At 40.8% G+C, this 18,737-nt stretch carries 9 protein-coding genes; all 9 read right to left on the reverse strand.

Annotated features, from left to right (window positions below):
- Nucleotides 1-11 precede the first annotated feature (11 nt).
- Entirely contained in the window at nucleotides 12-1,547 is a 1,536-nt protein-coding gene (locus MR764_RS15770; RefSeq protein ID WP_247980406.1) for a sodium/solute symporter, read from the reverse strand.
- 315 nt (nucleotides 1,548-1,862) lie between these two features.
- Entirely contained in the window at nucleotides 1,863-2,729 is an 867-nt protein-coding gene (locus MR764_RS15775; protein ID WP_247980407.1) for an AraC family transcriptional regulator, read from the reverse strand.
- 268 nt (nucleotides 2,730-2,997) lie between these two features.
- Nucleotides 2,998-4,908 (reverse strand): glycoside hydrolase family 97 protein, encoded by a 1,911-nt coding sequence (locus tag MR764_RS15780; protein WP_247980408.1) that lies wholly within the window; start codon nucleotides 4,906-4,908, stop codon nucleotides 2,998-3,000.
- A 25-nt stretch (nucleotides 4,909-4,933) separates the two neighbouring features.
- On the reverse strand, nucleotides 4,934-6,301 hold the full coding sequence (locus tag MR764_RS15785; RefSeq protein ID WP_247980409.1) for an alpha-L-fucosidase: 1,368 nt from the start codon (nucleotides 6,299-6,301) through the stop codon (nucleotides 4,934-4,936).
- 997 nt (nucleotides 6,302-7,298) lie between these two features.
- Nucleotides 7,299-9,677 (reverse strand): alpha-L-fucosidase, encoded by a 2,379-nt coding sequence (locus tag MR764_RS15790; RefSeq protein WP_247980410.1) that lies wholly within the window; start codon nucleotides 9,675-9,677, stop codon nucleotides 7,299-7,301.
- 92 nt (nucleotides 9,678-9,769) lie between these two features.
- Nucleotides 9,770-11,164, reverse strand: coding sequence for a hypothetical protein (locus tag MR764_RS15795; protein ID WP_247980411.1), 1,395 nt, complete (start codon nucleotides 11,162-11,164; stop codon nucleotides 9,770-9,772).
- 117 nt (nucleotides 11,165-11,281) lie between these two features.
- Complete coding sequence (locus MR764_RS15800; protein ID WP_247980412.1) at nucleotides 11,282-13,513, reverse strand: alpha-L-fucosidase; 2,232 nt, start codon at nucleotides 13,511-13,513, stop codon at nucleotides 11,282-11,284.
- 137 nt (nucleotides 13,514-13,650) lie between these two features.
- A complete protein-coding gene (locus MR764_RS15805) occupies nucleotides 13,651-16,449 on the reverse strand; it encodes an NPCBM/NEW2 domain-containing protein (protein ID WP_247980413.1) in 2,799 nt (932 codons plus the stop codon).
- A 708-nt stretch (nucleotides 16,450-17,157) separates the two neighbouring features.
- On the reverse strand, nucleotides 17,158-18,735 hold the full coding sequence (locus MR764_RS15810; RefSeq protein ID WP_247980414.1) for a beta-N-acetylhexosaminidase: 1,578 nt from the start codon (nucleotides 18,733-18,735) through the stop codon (nucleotides 17,158-17,160).
- Between the last annotated feature and the right edge of the window lie 2 nt (nucleotides 18,736-18,737).

Here is an 18,737-nt window from a genome sequence, read left to right on the forward strand (position 1 = left end):
TTTTTACTTAACTACCACAGCAACACATAAACGGTAAAATAGCAGGCGACCAGAATTACCGCCCACAATACAATATTCTTATACCATGGCACTTTTATTTTTTCAAAGAGAAAGAGTATTTTTTCCTGATTTTTTTCTGACTTATCAATCAAAAACATGTAAAGCAAGCAGGCAACAAAAGTGATAATCCATACAATACCTGCTACATTGAAAATATTCATGGTTATTCCGAGAAGCTTCACCACATAAGGCATTAGAAACATCGGGAAAGTGAGCAATAGCAGATAAAAAGCCAGCTTTGCCGACATCCGCCGGAAGAAAATTCCCAACAAAAAAGTAAGTGAGATGGGAACTGCCACAAACGCCCAGCATTCCTGGAAAAAATCGAATATATGTTTGAAGCTTCCAACTACAGGGGTATATAATGCTCCGACAAATAATACGGAAGCGGAGAAAATACGTCCCATTTTAATCAGGCGTTTATCATCAACCTGCTTTTTCGAAAACTTCTTATAAATATCGAATGTAAAAATTGTTGAAACTCCGTTGATGCCGGAAAGTACTGCTGTAACAACTGAAAAAATCAACACCCCGTACATTATGCCAGCACCTCCAACGGGGAGCAACTGCTGGGTAACAAATACAAAAGCCATATCTGCTTTTGGCAAGTCAGGATTTAAACGATAGGCAATAAGCCCGGGAAAAACATCGGCTAAAGGGACAAAAAGCAACAAAAATCCGGCAAATATCAATCCAATACGACCGTGCCATCTGTTTTTTGCCCCTAAAACACTTTGATTAATATTCTGACTGGTACAATAGTACCAGATGTTGGTAGAGAACATCAAAACCAGCAAAGCTGTCCATGGAATTTCAGGGTCAGTTGCTGGACGGATTAAATGCGCCCTTTCTCCTTCTCCGATAATTGCAACCAAGCCTCCGTCGATACGATTAAGCCCCAACACAAAAAGCAGGAAGCCTCCCCCTAACAACATACTTGCCTGCAATACGCTGGTCCAGGCCAAAGAAGCCATTCCTCCATAAATAGAAAAGAAACCAACAACCAAGGCTATAATTACGATACACACATAAATATTTACGCCCAATATCTGGCTCATTGCAAACCCGCCGGAATACAGTACCCCTGCCAGGTTTATAAAAACATAAATAAATACTGATAATATTGCATACAACGAACTCACCCGCTTATCGAAGCGCCTCTCTAAGAAACCAGGTGTTGTAAGTATCTTATTTTTCAGATAATAAGGAACAAAAAACACCACCATAATTATTACTGCCGGCGCTATCCCCCATTCCCAGTTTGCTGTTACCAAGCCCCGGCTATACACTGCTCCCACAGTACCTATAAATTGTTCGCTGCTTATTCCGGCAGCAACAAGAGAGAATCCAATAACATACCAGGGAAGATGATTCTGACGGATATAAAAATCGGCGGCATCGGTTCTACGTTTTCTTCCGGCGATTACTCCAGTAAAAACAAAAGCAAGTATATAAAAGGCGAATGTTAGGTTATCAATGCTTGTCATGTTTTAATCGTTGTTACGTTATTCGCCATTTTTATTTTGTTTTCAGAAACAGAATTTGAATCGGGATACTTTTTTCCTTTTTGCCTTGGAAATGACGTCTATTAATTGCAGACTTTATTCAAATTTCTTTTCAGGAGTTAAAAGTAGGTAAGCGATGTTACGACCAAAAAGTAGGTTAATTAAGTTCAAATAAGAGACAATAAACTTCAAAGCAAAACTAATGCTAACAAATAAACAGTACGTAACGAAATAGATAGCCAAGATTCCAAGCCATTGAAGAAAACATAGATTAATGTCCGATCAACACTTAATCCTTTAGAAAGAGTGTATTTTTAAATAAGTATTTCGAAAATCGTGGGGACTGATGCCGTTTTTTTGTTTGAACTGACGACTAAAATAAGACAGGCTGTTATACCCGCAACTGGAACAAATCTCGTTAATATCAAGATTTGTATTGATCAGCATTTTTTGCGCATTATTTATTCGAACCTCGTTAAGATATTGCGAAAAAGTTTTTTCAGTTCTGTTTTTAAAATACCGGGAAAAAGAAGCTGTTCCCATTCCAGATAATTCTACGGCTCTTTTAAAAATATCTTCATCAGCATAATTTTCTTCAACAAAAGAGACTATATCTTTAATCAAACTATCGCTTATCTTGTAATAGAACTTTTTTACCCATCGGGCAGTAAGCAATTCATAATCTTCACTCTTCGATAAGAGATCAAGAATAGTCAACAAATCAAGAATACTCTTTAACCCACTATTGAAAGACAATTTCTTCATCAGCTTAAGCACCTCGCGCGATGGCTTAAATATTTTTATCCCAGCCTCAGAATTGGCAAGTAACTTATTAAGAAGCATGGCTTCTTTGCGGTCAAAAAAAGAATCTCCTAAAAATTCTTTTTTGAAGAGAACAATGGTTGCTTTGGCAGTCCCTTTCTCACTATTTTTTTTGGAATTTTTAAAACTATGAATCAGCTTTGGAGCAAAAATAAACAAGTTCCCCGCCTTAAAATCAACAATATTATTCCCTACATAAAGTTTACCTTCACTTTGTTCAATGTAGGCAATTTCGTATTCGTTATGAAAATGTCGGGGGGAAGTAAAATAGTCTTGTTTATAATGACGCGTCAGAAATATTGCATCTTTATCAAAATTGAGTTTTTCCTCGTTTATCTCCATAGCTCTTCTCTTTAAAGAATTAACTCAAAAGTTCAACAATCAAATATTTAGAAATTAATGAATGTAAGAATAGACTAAACAACCAACTACTGCCTATCCCAAACAACTCCGCTGTGGAGTATCTTATTTTTTAAATTATTTACTGTCCCAATTCTCTCAAAGATATAATTTAATCGCGGCATAAAGCAATGACGGCCAATTGTTTCTTAGAACAAAGCAAAGTCCTTCAAACACGAATTCTTCGCCTGCGATTTCTTTATTCTCCTATTTAATTAACAGATTTTTCGGCTCCAGACAAGCGGCCAACAAATCCTCCTCCGGGGATTAAACGCACCATTAATCTTTCATCAGGCGACAAAACCAGTTCTTTGCGGTCGATACTTGTATTAACCTCCCCATCAAAAACTAAGGTCGCCGGTGTTTGACCATTCAGAAAATCTAACGATATTGTTACTTCTCTTTCATTTGCTCCATTCATAATACCTATCCACCAGGTACTTCCTTTTCTCCGGGCATAAGCAACCACCTCTCCCATATCAGTACAAGGTAAAACCTTTGTTTCGTCCCATACAGTTGGAATTTCCTGAAACAAATCAAACATCGGGCTTTCGAGGTAAAACTTGTATTGGTCGCAAAAATGTGTAACCGGAGACAGGTAAACAATTGCCTGTGCAAACTCGTGCGCCCAGGTGAACCTGGAAGTAGTTAGTTCCTCCGGATTTAACATTACCGGGGTTACATCGGCAGGCCCTGTCATTAAGCGGGTAAATGGCAAACAAACATCGTGGTCGAACGACATTACACGGTCATATCTTGTCATATGATATTCGTTACCCCGAACTGCTTCGCGCGTAATGTCATTTGGGTAAGTACGCTGCAAGCCGGTAGGTTTTACACTCCCATGAAAATTCAGGAGCAGTTTCAACTCGGCGCAATCCTGCATGGTTCCCATGTACCACTGCATTATTTCGGAAGTGGGCTCAGGAATAAAGTCTATTTTTATTCCATCGGCTCCAATTTCCTTAACTTTTTCGAGATATGTCCGACGCTCTTTGGCCGCTCTGAATTCTTCAGAATCGACCCAAACAATCGACTTCACTCCTACTCTTTTTCCATATCCAATAACCTCCTCAAGCAATTTCCACTGATCTTTACTGGGTTGTTGCCAGTAACGCCAACCATCGTCAATAAGATAATATTCCCATTTTAACTTAGCTGCTGCATCATACCAGTCTTTCTGGTCTTCATACCTGGGCGCGCCAATGCTCCACCACTGCCACAAACAGCGACCGAGTTTTACCCACGAAAAGTCGGAACCTTTGGACGGCGCCGGACATACATTTGTGATTAAATCGGAATTAACCAGTTCGTTTAAATCCTTGGCAATAATGGTAGTCCTCCACGGAGTAACTTTTTCGCCGTTGTAAGTGCCATCCAATGCCTGTGGATTGTTTTCAGCCAGTCGGTTAAGTTCCCATCCCTGCTCAGCTGCCGGGAAACATACATTAAAGAAATTACCATTGCGGATAAAAACCATGTCGGGAAAGTCTTCGCAATCGGCTTCAGAGAATGAAAGATAGTAACCATCTGTTTTCAACGTTAGCGGCCCCATCACCGGATTATTTTGCGGAACTTTTTCTAGAGGAGTGACGTAGCTCAACTCTTCGTACGACGGATTAAATTCAGACCATGCAATCTTTGATGTCCCTTCTGGAATATTCCACGAGGTACTTTCTTCATTTATATACTTTGTTCCTTCGGGAATTGTATAACGAACTGCGATTCCGTCATTATACACACGTACAATCAGGCTAAATTCCTTCCCCGAAGTTTTCATCTTAATCTTTATTTCATTGGCATGATTTCGGGCTACAGAATGATTTCCAAATAACGGATATTCTTCATTAATCTCCTGTATTCCGGAAGCAGACAGAATATTTGTGTTATGTCCTAAATCTACACTGTCAACAGTTAAACCCAAAGAAGATGTTTTTAAAACAGGAGTATAACCTGAAGAAACAGAATAAGAAAGCCTTTCGTCAGCCATAAAAACTTTTACGGTTAGAGTTCCAGCCGGGCTGTCTACCTGGATTTCTTTATTATTAACAGAGCATGCGACAAAAACAGTCGTCAATACAAAAGAGAAAGCTAAAGCAATTATTGGCTTCAAATATTTCATCTGAGTAATTTTTCAATTATGTTTTCTATTCCAGAATTAATTCAATTACCGGAATCTCATCGTTTGGTTTTCGAACAGGTAAACTCAAAGTCAAATCATTAGGATATTCATTTTCCTTTATGTCTTCTGCAGAACGCGCACTAACTGCAATCTCCGAACCATCATGAAGCAACTGCGCATATTTCACTTTTCCCTTATAATTTGGAAGAACAAGGTTTTGTAGCGGATAATCGAGCAGATGAATGTACAAACGGTTTGTTTCCGGATTGTAGGTTAACAAACTCATCGCCGGGGCCTCAAATTCTTCCGGCGCCTGGGTACAACCGTATATCGAGCGACTATTGTATTTCATCCAATTACCAAAAGCAGCAAGAGAAGCATTTGCCCGTTCGTCGAAAACACCCCGGGCTGTGGGGCCAACATTCATAATCAGGTTTCCACCCTTGCTTACCGATTCGATAAGCAGACCCAATAATTGTTTGGAGTCTTTCCATGTATATTCATCACGGTAATAGCCCCAAGAACCGCTAAACGTCTGACAGGTTTCCCATGGAGTTTTTTTACCGTTTACTTCCGGCCATTTCGATACTTTATACTGTTCGTGTGTTGTAAAGTCCCAGCCATCTTCGTACTCATTCAAGTCAAGACGGTCGTTAACAATAATGCCAGGTTGCAACGAACGAACCATCTTTAATAGGTTTTCAGAATCCCAGTCTTTTGAACCTTTCCCGTTTTCTCCCGGATAGGAAAAATCGAGCCAAAGCAAATCAATCTTACCATAGTTTGTTAATAATTCCCGAACCTGATTATGCAAATACTCACGGTATTTATTCATATCACGCCCTTTGTTCAGTTTAGCGTATTCTTTTTCATCCTCTACACGTTGTGAATGAAACCCGTCGATTGTATAATCGGGATGATGCCAGTCGAGAAGTGAATAATAAAAACCAACCTTTAATCCTTCTGTCCTGAGAGCATCTACATATTCTTTAACCAAATCACGGCCTATCGGAGTATTTGTTGCCTTATAATCGGTATATTTTGAATCGAACAGACAGAAACCATCGTGATGTTTGGTTGTAAGCACCACATATTTCATTCCTGCTTCTTTTGCTTTTCGCACCCACTCTTTGGGATTGTACAAATCAGGATTAAAGTTATCGAAATACTTTTGGTACTGTTCGTCAGATATTCTTTCGTAATTTTTCACCCACTCATGGCGAGCCGGCAATGCATAAATTCCCCAATGAATAAACATTCCAAAGCGATCGTGAACCCACCACCCCATCCGTTCCTTCTTTTGAACTTCTGCCTCATTCCCGATTCTTTTTCCTTGGGGAAATGCAGTTGCGACTGAAAGAAAAATTGTTATTACTAAAATTAGCTTCTTCATCTTTATCAAGTTATTTAGTTATTAGATTACAGCTATTTGTCATTATTAATAGAATTTCAATCCCAGACAGTTTTTACAGAAGATCGTATCGCCCACGTATATTTTTATACATAATACTTCACCTCAACTGAAAAACAAATGCAGCAACTAAGCGCACATCTGGCTAATAAAAATAGTGTCGTCTTGTAATTGATAAAATGTCTAAAACTTGCCTTTTATAGAATAAGGCTACATGAGAAAAGAATAACTTAGCAGCATCAACATTGGAACAATTTTCCCCTCAATCTTTCCGCCAAAAAACGAGGATTGATTCCATAGTCAAAAAATATGGTCGTTAAATAATACCCCGAACATACAATAAAAAAGTATTTTATTAAAGAACGATCCGGTTTTTTACTACCAATTTTATCAACTCTTAATATCTGAGATGAAAAGTTCTTCAAATATGAACGAAACGGTGACCCTCAAAAACACAACTCAAATAACTGCCTGTTATAGAGGCACTAATGAATGCATATTCGAATCTTGCATAACGCTAATTCTATTCAAATTTCATATCTCTGATTCAGAATATTATTATATTGAAATCAAAGAGAGACTTTATCGAGAAGAAAGATTTTGCCTGTTCTCTGCTCCCGCCAAATAATGCAACAGTATATGTTTCAACATTTAAACCAACTCGATTTGATCATTAAAATCGCACTCACTACGAACTACCATCAAAAATAACAATCATTGAAATTCTGCACATCACTTCACCGGTCCGGTAATTTCCTTGCTATTCGGAGACGTAAAATCGAAGACTGTAATTTGTTCTTTTTTGTAAAACGCGAGTAGTTTACTAATCCGCTGTTGAAAGTCCTCGTAATTTTTTGAATTCTCGCGGGTCCATCCCGACTCTGCAAGGGCAGAGATGCGCGGGAAAGTCATAAATTCCAGTCTTTCACTGTCGTCAATCGCCCAGGCCCACAGGTTGGCCTATATGTATGAAGTATCCTTATTTAACCTGATAAACAGCGAAGTTCTTAATCGAAGGAACATCATCAGCCTGCTCTATAATTAATCGGACTTTAGAACATGCAACAGCATCAAATTGCTGAATCCGCTTTTGTCCAATTGATTGGCCTTCGCATAACTTAGTCCATCTGCCATTAACCAAACCCTCTACTTTATAACGACGTATCCGTTCTCCCAATGCAATATCCTCCTGAATAATCACATGGTTTATTTGTTGAGCATTGGGCAGTTTCAAAACAAGCTTCTCACCTTCTCCCATCATTTGATCCACAGGCGTTTCAAAACGACGCTTGATTTCCTCTCCCCATTCTTTCAATCGCTTAACATCCGGTTCGGGTAGCAATCCATCAGGGTCAGGAGTCAATCCCATAATCAATGTCGAATTCCGACCAACAGATTTATAATACATATTCACCAAGCTCTCCAAAGGGAAAATATGCGCATCATCTCCGGGTTCCCAAAACCACTCATGCCGTCCGTTATATCCTCTCAAAGGCGCATCAGACATGGCTGGCATCCAATAATCTCCATTCGGATTTCCTTCTTTCAATAACTGAAAGTTATTTTTAGCAATCTCCTGATGAGCCGACTCCCCTGCCCCGGTTGAAAAATAGGGAAAAGTGGACCAACAGGGGTATGCAACTGTTCCCGATTCAGAACCTCCCCAACGCGCCTCGGCCAGCTGCTTATTGTGATAGAACAAACAATTGGGCTGATATTGTTGAACAATAGGCAAAACATCCGGCGAACCATTTTCAGGAGAATCGGCACCACCATCGAACCATATCTCGAACAGGTCGCCATAGTTGGTACAAATTTCCTTAACCATACCTTCAACCATCCGGTTGTACCATTTCTGCCTATTTTCGCGGAACTCACCTGTTCCGTTTACTTTAAAATCATGCACGCCTAAAAAAGAGTTCCAACGTATTCCCAGGTAAATCCCCGGTTTGATTCCATACTTACGACATGAATTCACAAAGTCGCGCACCAAATCACCCTTTCCGTCCCGGAATTTCAAAGCTTTCATGCAATAAGGATTTACGTCTGACTGATACAGCGCAAAGCCTGTCTCATGTGTGGCTGTCAGAATAGCAAATTTAAAACCGGCGTCCTTGATCGCTTTTATCCACTGATCAGTGTCCAGATTCTTTGGATTGAAAACCTGATAATCGGCTACCGGATCAATACGGTTATTGCCTTGTCCATATTTCTCACCATCAAACACATGTAAATCGTAATGAAATACGGCACCTAATTCGGCTTCCTGCCAAGCCTGCTGACGCTTGTTCGGAACCGGCCTTTTTTGTTCTTTTGCCGGAACAAAAACGATGTAAGCCTCATCTCCTTTTTTTACGGCCAACGAAAGGACTTTAGGTTCATCGTCTTCGAGATAGACAAACGGACGCTCCAAACGATCAGGTTCCAGCATGCTTCCATCATTCAACTCCAACTTTTTGGGAGTTAAGACATATTCGGTTGCTTTTTTCCAGTTCGTTCCATCAGTAGAGCTGACCATCCCAATGAAAGAATGCGCATGAAATACCCCATAAAAGTAATCGCGTTTCGCATCGTACCACAGCGACATATCTTCTGTATCGAGGTAGTCTATGACAGGCTTTTCCTGAATTACAAACGGGCCAACAGGTGAATCTGAAACGGCCATTGCCTGGTTTCGGATAAAGCGCGTTTCATTGGGCTTATCACCTTTTACAATCAAATAATATTTGCCGTCTTTCCCCTGTGCTATCGCCGGATTCACGGTCAAAGTGGTAATCGGTCCTGAAGGCTCAATCAAGGGGTGTTCCATTCGTTCCAAGGGGCCATTTATTGAGTTGGCAACAGCAACTCCAGTACGTTGATTTGGTCGCAGGTATGTTTTCCAGTTGGGGTGATTATAACCAACGCGTGCAGTTTCAATTAATTCCTCTTCGGTGTAATCTTTGTCTCCCATGTTAGTCGCAACATAGTAGAGATAATATTTCCCATTAAATTTTTTGATTTTTGGATTGTGAACCGTAATAGCGTCCCAGTGTCCTTTTCCGCGACTCTGCAGTACGGTTTCTTTATATTTCCAAGGTCCCGAGGGAGAATCTGCAACAGCATGTGCCACTTCCGAATGAGTCAGCCAGCTCAAAAAAGTATATTTTTTGGGCCAACGCGAATAAAACAGATGGTACTTACCATCCTCGCCCTTTATAATCGAGGAACACCAGTTATAATAATCATCTGTTTTAAAAATATTTTCATTGGAAAGTGCTTGCAGGCGGTCTTTAAAAAAGAGCGCATCGGGATGGTTTTGAGCAAATCCCCGCGAAGAAATTACGAGAAATAAAAATATTAAAGCTATTAATTTCATAGTCCGTTAATTATATAATAATCACCAAGTTAGAAATCCTAAATATTTTTTGTCATCGAATACAACAAGTGCTTCATTCATAAAGATCAGCCTTAATTAAACAACCTCAACACCGCTCCAAGTGCATCTAATCCAACAGATTGACAAACACCATATTTGTTTTGTTCCTTCATTTTATGCAAATCCCAGGTCAAAACATCATCCGCGATTCCCCATAAATTTCTGAATTGTTGAATATAGTTCCGGTCATTTTCAACTTCCGAAAACTCAGGTTGAAACTGGTTGTTCTCCTTGTCTCTTGTTATCCAAATTGCTTTTGCCGTAGCTATAAAATTGTCGCTTAAGTCAATGTCCAATAAGGGAGCAACTTCCTTCGCACCAAGATAACGCATCATTATGCCACGTCCTGCCAGGTAGTCGTTCCCATGTGCCGGACCAAAGCTTGACAAGCAAGGTGCTTCACGGATTATATCATCGGAATTACCAACCAAGGCCATTTTTATTCCATTGCCAATAACTTTTATGAGCGATCGGACCTTTACATCAAAGTTATCCGGATCAAAACCGGGATCAATGTTATGAGTTGAAATCCAATCAGACAGTTCATTTTTTACAGCCAGCATGTCAACCAAAGCAGCCACCAGCATTCCCTGATCTCCGGTCCATACCCATCCTTTAGCCCATGGCGGATGGATTTTTTCCTGATAATCCGAACCTTCAAAAAAGGCCATCGGGCGTTCTTGCACTAAGGCTGCCGATTCAGACATCTTTTTCAGGTATTCGTATTCATTCAGTTGAAACCAATTGTCGAACCACTGCCATTGCAGGTAAGCCATTTCAAGGTATTTTTCTCGATCAGCAATGGATTCACGAAGTGATAACCGGTAAATTTTCGAAGAAAGCAAGAACAACAAAACATTGGTAACTGTATTTTTTACGCCTTTGCTGTCTCCGTTTGCATCTCCGTTTCTGCATCCGTGTGGCACTGGTTGTGCCGTGTCGGTCTGATCGTAGGCATTTTTCTTTTTATACTCCCAACATAATTCGGTAGATATCTTCAGGTATTCATCCGCCAATGCATTCTCACCAACTCTAAGCAAGTGTTTACGGGCATTAAGTGCCATCAATCCCCACCAGCCAAAATCGTCAGCCCAAAGAGATCCGGGATCAAAGCGCTTAAAAAAGGCCAGGTTATCTTTTAGTATTCCTGTAACTGAGACTTGCATTTCTTTTACAAATGGTTCATCCGGCCAACGTTGATGTAAAGCATCCATGAAAACAAGGCAGGCATCACAGGTATTTCCACGCTTCCAAAAATCATTAAAATCCCAAACTTCCGTGAAACGCTTGAATGCCGAGTTGGCCCATGTTTTTAACTCATCTTCAGAGATCTCATACACTTGTCCATCACAAGAAAGAAAAAGTGAGCCACCTGACAAAAGCAGAGTCGATGTCCCAACAGTCTTTATAAATTTTCGCCTTTTCATAGTTGTTTTTCAGGTTGATTATGTATTGAAACGTCTTTGTTTAAGCTTCATCCGGGATGTTATCCGGTTTTAAAAATTTTTCGCCCCGAACGCTCTGAATCAAATAGGTAATTTTATTTATTCTGCCTTTATAAAATCGAGTTCAGCAATTGCTGCTGAAGAAGCCCCTCCCGCTATTATTTTTGAATCTATCCTAACATAACGTGCAGATACGGGCGTATTAAAATAATGAGTCCGGGGAGTCGGGTCATTAATCAAATTACCAAACTTAAATGCTTCAAGCGCATCCCAGCTTTTACCATCTGCACTTGTTTTGATCAGGCCCTCTTCAATCATGCCATCAGCATTGGCGGTTTGAGGCGTATAAATAAAGCCTGACAGCCTAAATTCTTGTCCTAAATCAACAGCCAAATAGTGAGGACCTTTTCGAGTTGAAGACCAATAGGATTGACTATTTTCATCAAAAGCCATTGCTCCGGCATGTCCTTCAGCTTCCTGATCGGCTCCAAATAGTTTCCAGCCTTTTTTGATAATTCCAAAGGTCTTTTCGGCAATACTGCCCGATTGATCCTTTGTAAAGGATCGGGCTTTTACCTGACCCGACTCATGCAAGAATGGCCCTTCATATAAAATAGAGCTTTTGGTTGGTTCACTTCCATCCACCGTGTAACGAATTTCCAGGTCACTATTGATATTTCGGGCAATGTCTTCTCCATGAGGCTTCCATCCAAAATCATGTTTCTTAGGCTCGATCGTCAACAAACCATCTATACTACGCGAGAAAGCAAGTTGCGGCGGACGGTTTTCATAATAATGGGCCGAAACCTTTGCAATAGCAGGAACCATAAGCGATTCCAAAATCCGCAGCCGCCATTTTGAAGTAGTTACTGTAGGGAAACGTAAAATCCTTTTATACCCCACGTTAGTTGCCGACGCAACTTCTTGCCACTGGTTATCGATCCAGGCATCCAAAGCGTGCTTCTCAATGCGCTCGCTGTGACTTGCAATCGCTTCCTGAATGACAAAGCGATTGGCTTCCACTTCCGAATCCATGGTAATTTCAATTGTCTGCTCATCACCTGTAAGCAATTCGAAAGAGTTTGGATCACCGTCCAACACTTCAGCAGGACCTTTGGCACCTTTAAGCAGATCGCCACCATAAGTTTGCTCAATGCGTTTTCCTACTTCTTCCAAAACCAGAACATCTTCGTCTGAAAAACAACCTTGCCGATTGGGAGGAATATTGAGTAAAAAAATGGAGTTTCCGCCCACTGAACGTTCGTACATGTCAAACACATCATCAGCACTCCGAACTTTTTGTTTGGTATCGTTACGATAAAACCAGCCCTCGCGAATAGAAGTATTGGTTTCTGCTGGCTGATAATGCAAAAATTTTCCTTTAAGCAAATCATCACCGCTTCCCAATGACTTCGCTGTAAGATCTCCAAAACGACTCATAGTGTTTGGATCTTCGTCATAAGGGATCACGTTCCATTCTGTATCACGGGTTTTACCCGCTTCGTTCCCACACCAACGGATGTCTTCACGTCCGAAGATTACCGCTTTAGGAGCCAGGGTACGAATTAACTCTTTCCAGGCCATGTAATCGTATGTTTGACCTCCTTTTCGTTTTGGATGGGCTCCGTCGAACCAAACTTCGTAAATGGGGCCATATTCAGTAAGCAACTCAAACAACTGGTTCAGGAAATATTCGTTGTAATCGTCCACCGTGAATTTAAAGGTGGTTTTATTGTCAAACGGACGTCCTTCAACCTGGCGAGGGATAACCCGTTCAGTCTTTTCGCTCAGGTTACCATACAATCCTTCCGGGTTTTCAATCTGAAATAAATCGGCCGGAGAAAGGTAAACTCCGAGTTTCAGATCATATTTTCGGCACGACTCAGCCAATTCTTTTAATACATCGCCTTTGCCATCTTTAAATGGAGAAGACATAATCCCGTGCTTTGTATAGCGACTTTGCCATAAACAAAATCCATCGTGGTGTTTCGCTGTAAAGATGACCTTTTTCATTCCGGCAGCTTTCATTGCCTTGCACCACTGGTCGGTATCCAGTTCCCGAAGGTCAAAGATCTTAGGATCTTCCATGCCTGTTCCCCACTCCATCCGGGTAAAAGTATTTGGACCAAAATGAATAAAGGCAATAAACTCATCGTTTAAAGCTGCATATTGGTTGGGAGTTGGTATCACATGGGAGGCTTTAATGACGATGGAATCCTTTGTATCATTCTGATCGACAGGAATCGTATTCGAGGTTTTCATCAGTTGTCCCGACGGTTTTGAACAACTTAAAATTGTTACAAAAAACAGAAATGGCAGGATATTCTTCATGTGTCAAATCTTTTAGTTCAGCCTTTTTTCGTGTGAGATATTTTACAGTGCGGTTCATCAGAATCTCAGATTACTATCTCAGCCACAGGCGATTTTATTACAATTATTAGTTTATTGAAATATTTCTTGATACTATTTTACTCAATTTTTATCCAGTTATAAGAATTAGCCGGGATGGTAATTTTAACCGTCACTTCGTAATCGCGGTTAAGCCGACATTTTTGTGCTTTCCCCTCTTTTTCGCTAATTATGGCTGTTTTTGTCAGGCCGGTATAATAGAGAGGCAAAGTTATTTCGCGTTCCATATCTTCTTTGGTTGGGTTAAAAAACATGGCTAATCCTTTTTCCTTAAGCTGCGGATTGACATGTAAAAAACCATCCCAATCTTTTCCTGACGGACGACGCAGATGGATCAGGTCACTGTTCAGAATGTCGCGGTATTTTTTATACCATTGAATTACGTTAATAACGAGCTCTTTGGTTTCGGGAGCATCGTACAACCGAGGTCCGCGATAACAGGATTGAACTCCTGATCCATAATTTTGCATCATTTGATTTTCGTAGGCCTGCAAATGATCTTTCAAAGGCTCGATAGTAGCAGCGGCACCTCCTCCATGATATTGCGTCAGTGGTGTAAAAGTCCAGCACATACTCGGAATTCGGGTCCACAAACCGTCGTAAATATTTTGGCGTCCCAGCACCAGTTGGCGTTCGCGTGGCAATGACCAATTCACTTCGCGATAACCAATACCTGTTTTATTAGTGCCAGAATTGACATAAAAATCGGGAACATTCATGTATATACCTTGTCCCCGCATCCATTTGTACAGATCCTGGATTTGGGCATACTGTTTCCATTGAGAATCTCCGAGTCCGCTGTGATAAGCATGAGTAGTAGAGGCACAAACATTGCCTGGATAGGAACCGTCATTTTCAAATACGCTCATTCCGGTTTTCTCATAAAACTTCTTAATTTTTCTGAAATAATTGTATCCCCATTCACTACATAAACAGGGAGAAGATCCAAATATCATCCCTCCCCGCTTACCTGTTTCGGGGTTGATAACATCCACGTCATCGCTGATCCAACGGCTCGAAAGCAGAGAATAACCGCCCAGTTCAATTCCTTTGGAATGTGCATAATCCACCAGTCTTTTAAAATAAGCATAGTTTTCTTCTGATTCATCTTCCATATTGACACCGCTTCCAAAACTCAGGATTATCATTTCGTAGCCCACCTCGGCGCACTGATCAATAGCCGTTTTAACTACTTCTTCTTTAGAATTGGTCAGATGCAGAAAGATGGGATTCTCAGTGGTCCAGGGCGAAATGGTTCTATACATTTTTCGGATAAACAATCCTTGTCTTTCTTTATCGTAACTATCCATAGGCGTTTCCCAAACCCGGAAGGTTGCGAATGTATCGCCAGGCAAAACTGCCATTTCAGGCCCCAACGGTGGCTTTATTTCCAGTAAACAGGGCGTTTGCATCGGATAATTGGCTTGTGAGGTATAGTTTGGATCGGGTTGCCAGTATGTCGTAACATCGGAATTTCGTTGTTGCATTCCTCCAAAAGCGTAATCTGTTTCTATGTGAATGTTGGGCTTGATCCACTCGTTCGGTATTTCAACAAGGCTTTCTCCTTCTACCATTGCCAGTTGTTCCAGTTTGAATTGATTGAGATGAACCAGCAGATTCCCTTTGTTAATGACTTCAATCCATTTGCTGATGGTTGGAATGCCATCGTAAACTACGAAATGTACTTTCACCAGAATATCATCTTTGGTTAGTGAAAACACCAGTTCTTTACCGGTAGGCATTTGATCATTGGCTGCCCAGCGTTCTCGTTTCCACTGCATGCGGTCTGCCAAATTTTTTATCTCAAATCCCTGAACCTGAAAAGAATTTGGAGTGACAACAAGCTGATCAACCCAATTCATAAGGGTATAACCATATTCCGGTTGCGCACTGAGTCCGCCAATTATGTAGGTTTTGCCATCGATAGTAAGTGTACCCTCGTTCGACACAGCCCGTAATAAACTTTCCCCGGTCATTTGGTTCATGTAGTCGATGGTAGCCAGATTGGGCGAAAGGCGAAACACGCGAGCAACCAGCCCATTGGTAAGCACAATATCTTTGTTGTTGTTAGCACGAAAAACGCCGGCTTTGACTTTTGAATTGTCAATCTGCCAATCATATCTCGGTTGCGCCAACGGATATTCAATTTCAGTCAATTGGCTGATCTGTGCATCCAGCATCTTTTTTATTGCTCCGTCTTGTTCAATGACTTCCACGTAATCGATTTGTGCAACGGTTGGTGCAATCTCAAAGTATTCAATCTGTGGATTGATCCATACCGCATGATCACCGCTTTCTCCATCTCCGGCATCTTCAACAACCAATTCCAGTATACCCCCACGTACTTCTTCATTAATCGTTTTTACCGAATCGCCCCGGTACATAATTCCACTATTGTAGATTTCTTTACCGTTATGAAGAAGCTTAAACACCACACTTCCCTGATCTGGCTTTCCATCCTTCCCTTCAATTCCTACAAATTGTTTTTCATCATCCGTTACCCTGTAATAAACCCGTTTACCATCCGCTAACGGAACGGTCTGAATCGTTGCGGCCTCATAATCGATTCCTGAGTCATTTACGCCAATTTGAGCCGTAAAACGGCTGCCATTGTTCATCTTTATTTTGATAACCGAGTGGGAATGAACGCCAATACCTTCTGTAAACTTTTCACCTGCAATTGATAATAGCTCTCCCGTAACCGAGTGGTTTTTTACCGTTGCTCCATAGGTCTGTTGTGCCGGTGAAATATCCATTTCCTGAATTTTGACAAACTGCTGGGCGTTTGACGTAATAAATAATCCTGCTACAAGAGCAAAAAGAATAATACCAACGTTCATACTCAATTTAACTTTCATTTTGAAAATAATAGCTTTGCTAAAGCTATAAAACAGTTAGAACATTGAAGCCCAAATCATTGCCATGCTGGCTGACTCCCAAAAATAATTATTTAGTAAAAGGATAAATAGAACAGTAAAAAATTCCCCGGTTTTCAATAAAAATAAGATATTATCAGACCCAAAATACAGTTTTCAACTTTTTTGCATATCACACTTCTCCTGTAATACTATAGTCATTACAATAGGCAATGGTATGAAGAAAGTGCTTACCACAACACTAAGAGCATAATTATCAATCACTTAATATTTTTTCACAAAGACACTAAGATTACCGAAATATTCTAAATGGATGACGAATTATGCACCGAATTGGAACGGCATAAGAAGGGATACATTCCCTCTAAAAAACAAGGGAAACAAATAATGCACAAATCTTCGATCTTCAACAGGAAGATGAGTATCGTTTCGATTCCGATTCGACCGGAGTCAAAAATGCACCTAAATCAAACAATATCAATCACATTTAAAGTAAACAGGTATTTCATTTGCTGAAAGCCGTTTCCCTATATTTATGCAGTCTTCCAAATTGACTGTTCGCTTCTTTTCGACTCAACTCTGATCCGGCTTTGCGAAATATGACATGAGTTTCAGCATAAAGCCTTCAACGAACTGAATACAAAAAACAAGTGGTCAAAACCCAACGGCTCCTCTGATGCTATAAACACGTCACTTCACCGGTCCGGTAATTTCCTTGCTATTCGGAGACGTAAAATCGAAGACTGTAATTTGTTCTTTTTTGTAAAACGCGAGTAGTTTACTAATCCGCTGTTGAAAGTCCTCGTAATTTTTTGAATTCTCGCGGGTCCATCCCGACTCTGCAAAGGCAGAGATGCGCGGGAAAGTCATAAATTCCAGTCTTTCACTGTCGTCAATCGTTTCGGTCCACAGGTTGGCCTGAATGCCTAAAACACGCTTATCCGTTATCGCTGCTGCAGGAAGAAAATCATCGGATGGAAAACGATAAACGCTTTCGAGAGGTGCAAATTTTCCGCCCCATTTACGGCCTGAAATGTGCTTTTCATCCTGCACAAAATCAAAATAAAGAGGAATTCGCGGACAGAGCACGACCTGAAAATCATTGTTCAATGCATTTTGCAAAACCTCAGGTTTATCGTGCCTCCACCACATCACCAAAGAACGGTTGCTGTTTATTCCGGACGAAACCACCTCGTCCCACCCCAGCATTTTATTCCCGAGGCTTTGGATTGAGTCCGACATCCGGCGCAAAAAATAATGCTCAACCTGCACCAGATCCTCCAGTCCATTTTCATTCATGATCTTTTTTACTCCCGGAAGGCTGGGCCATTGCTGGTTACCATAACTCACCTCATCTCCTCCGATATGAATATAATCTGACGGAAACAAGGTTGAAACCTCACGCAGAATATCTGTCAAAAAGGAATATGTCGCTTCATTTCCGGGGTTAAAGGTAAAGTCGGGGTGCTTTTCCGAACCTCCTCCGCTGTATTCGGGATACGCTTTTACCGCAGCAGTGGCGTGTCCCGGCATATCGATTTCCGGAATAATCTCGATAAATCGTTCTGCAGCATAAGCTAGTATTTCCTTAATTTCGTCCTGCGTATAATACCGGGCAGGCGCTTTCGGATCGGAATAATTTCCTAGCCCCCCGATTTGAGTGAGCAAAGGATATTTCCTTATTTCAATCCGCCATCCGGGTTCATCGGTCAAATGCCAGTGAAACTTATTTAGTTTGAGCAGCGCCATTTGATCCAGAAGTTTTTCAACTTCCGTTTTCCCAAAAAAATGTCGGGATTCATCCAGCATCAATCCGCGCCAGCTGTATCTGGGTTCGTCTTCCATTTGCAGGCACTTTATTTCTCCTTTGTTGTCAGCAAACAGAATAAGCTGAAGCAATGACTGCAGCCCGTAGAAACATCCCTGACCAGAAGAAGCTTCAACAGTTATTTTCTGTGGTTCAACGCTTAAACGATATCCTTCCTGATTCTCAACCCTAGAATTGTAAACCAGTTGAATGTCCGCTTTTCGCTTTTCCGTAACGGAAACTCCGGCAAAACGCCTGGCAGCTTCCACAAATCCGGGAATCAGTAACTCAAATGATTTGTCTCCGGCATTGATAGACAATCCTTTTTCATAACGAAATGTACCGGTAAGCTCCTCCACTTTATTGGGTTGCGGAATTATAATCTGTCCAAAAGCAAAGGCTATCATAAACACTGACAAAAAAAAGGTCAGTACTATTCTCTTTAGTTTGTTTTTATCCATGT

Source organism: Maribellus sp. YY47, from assembly GCF_023111095.1.
Taxonomy (GTDB): domain Bacteria; phylum Bacteroidota; class Bacteroidia; order Bacteroidales; family Prolixibacteraceae; genus Draconibacterium.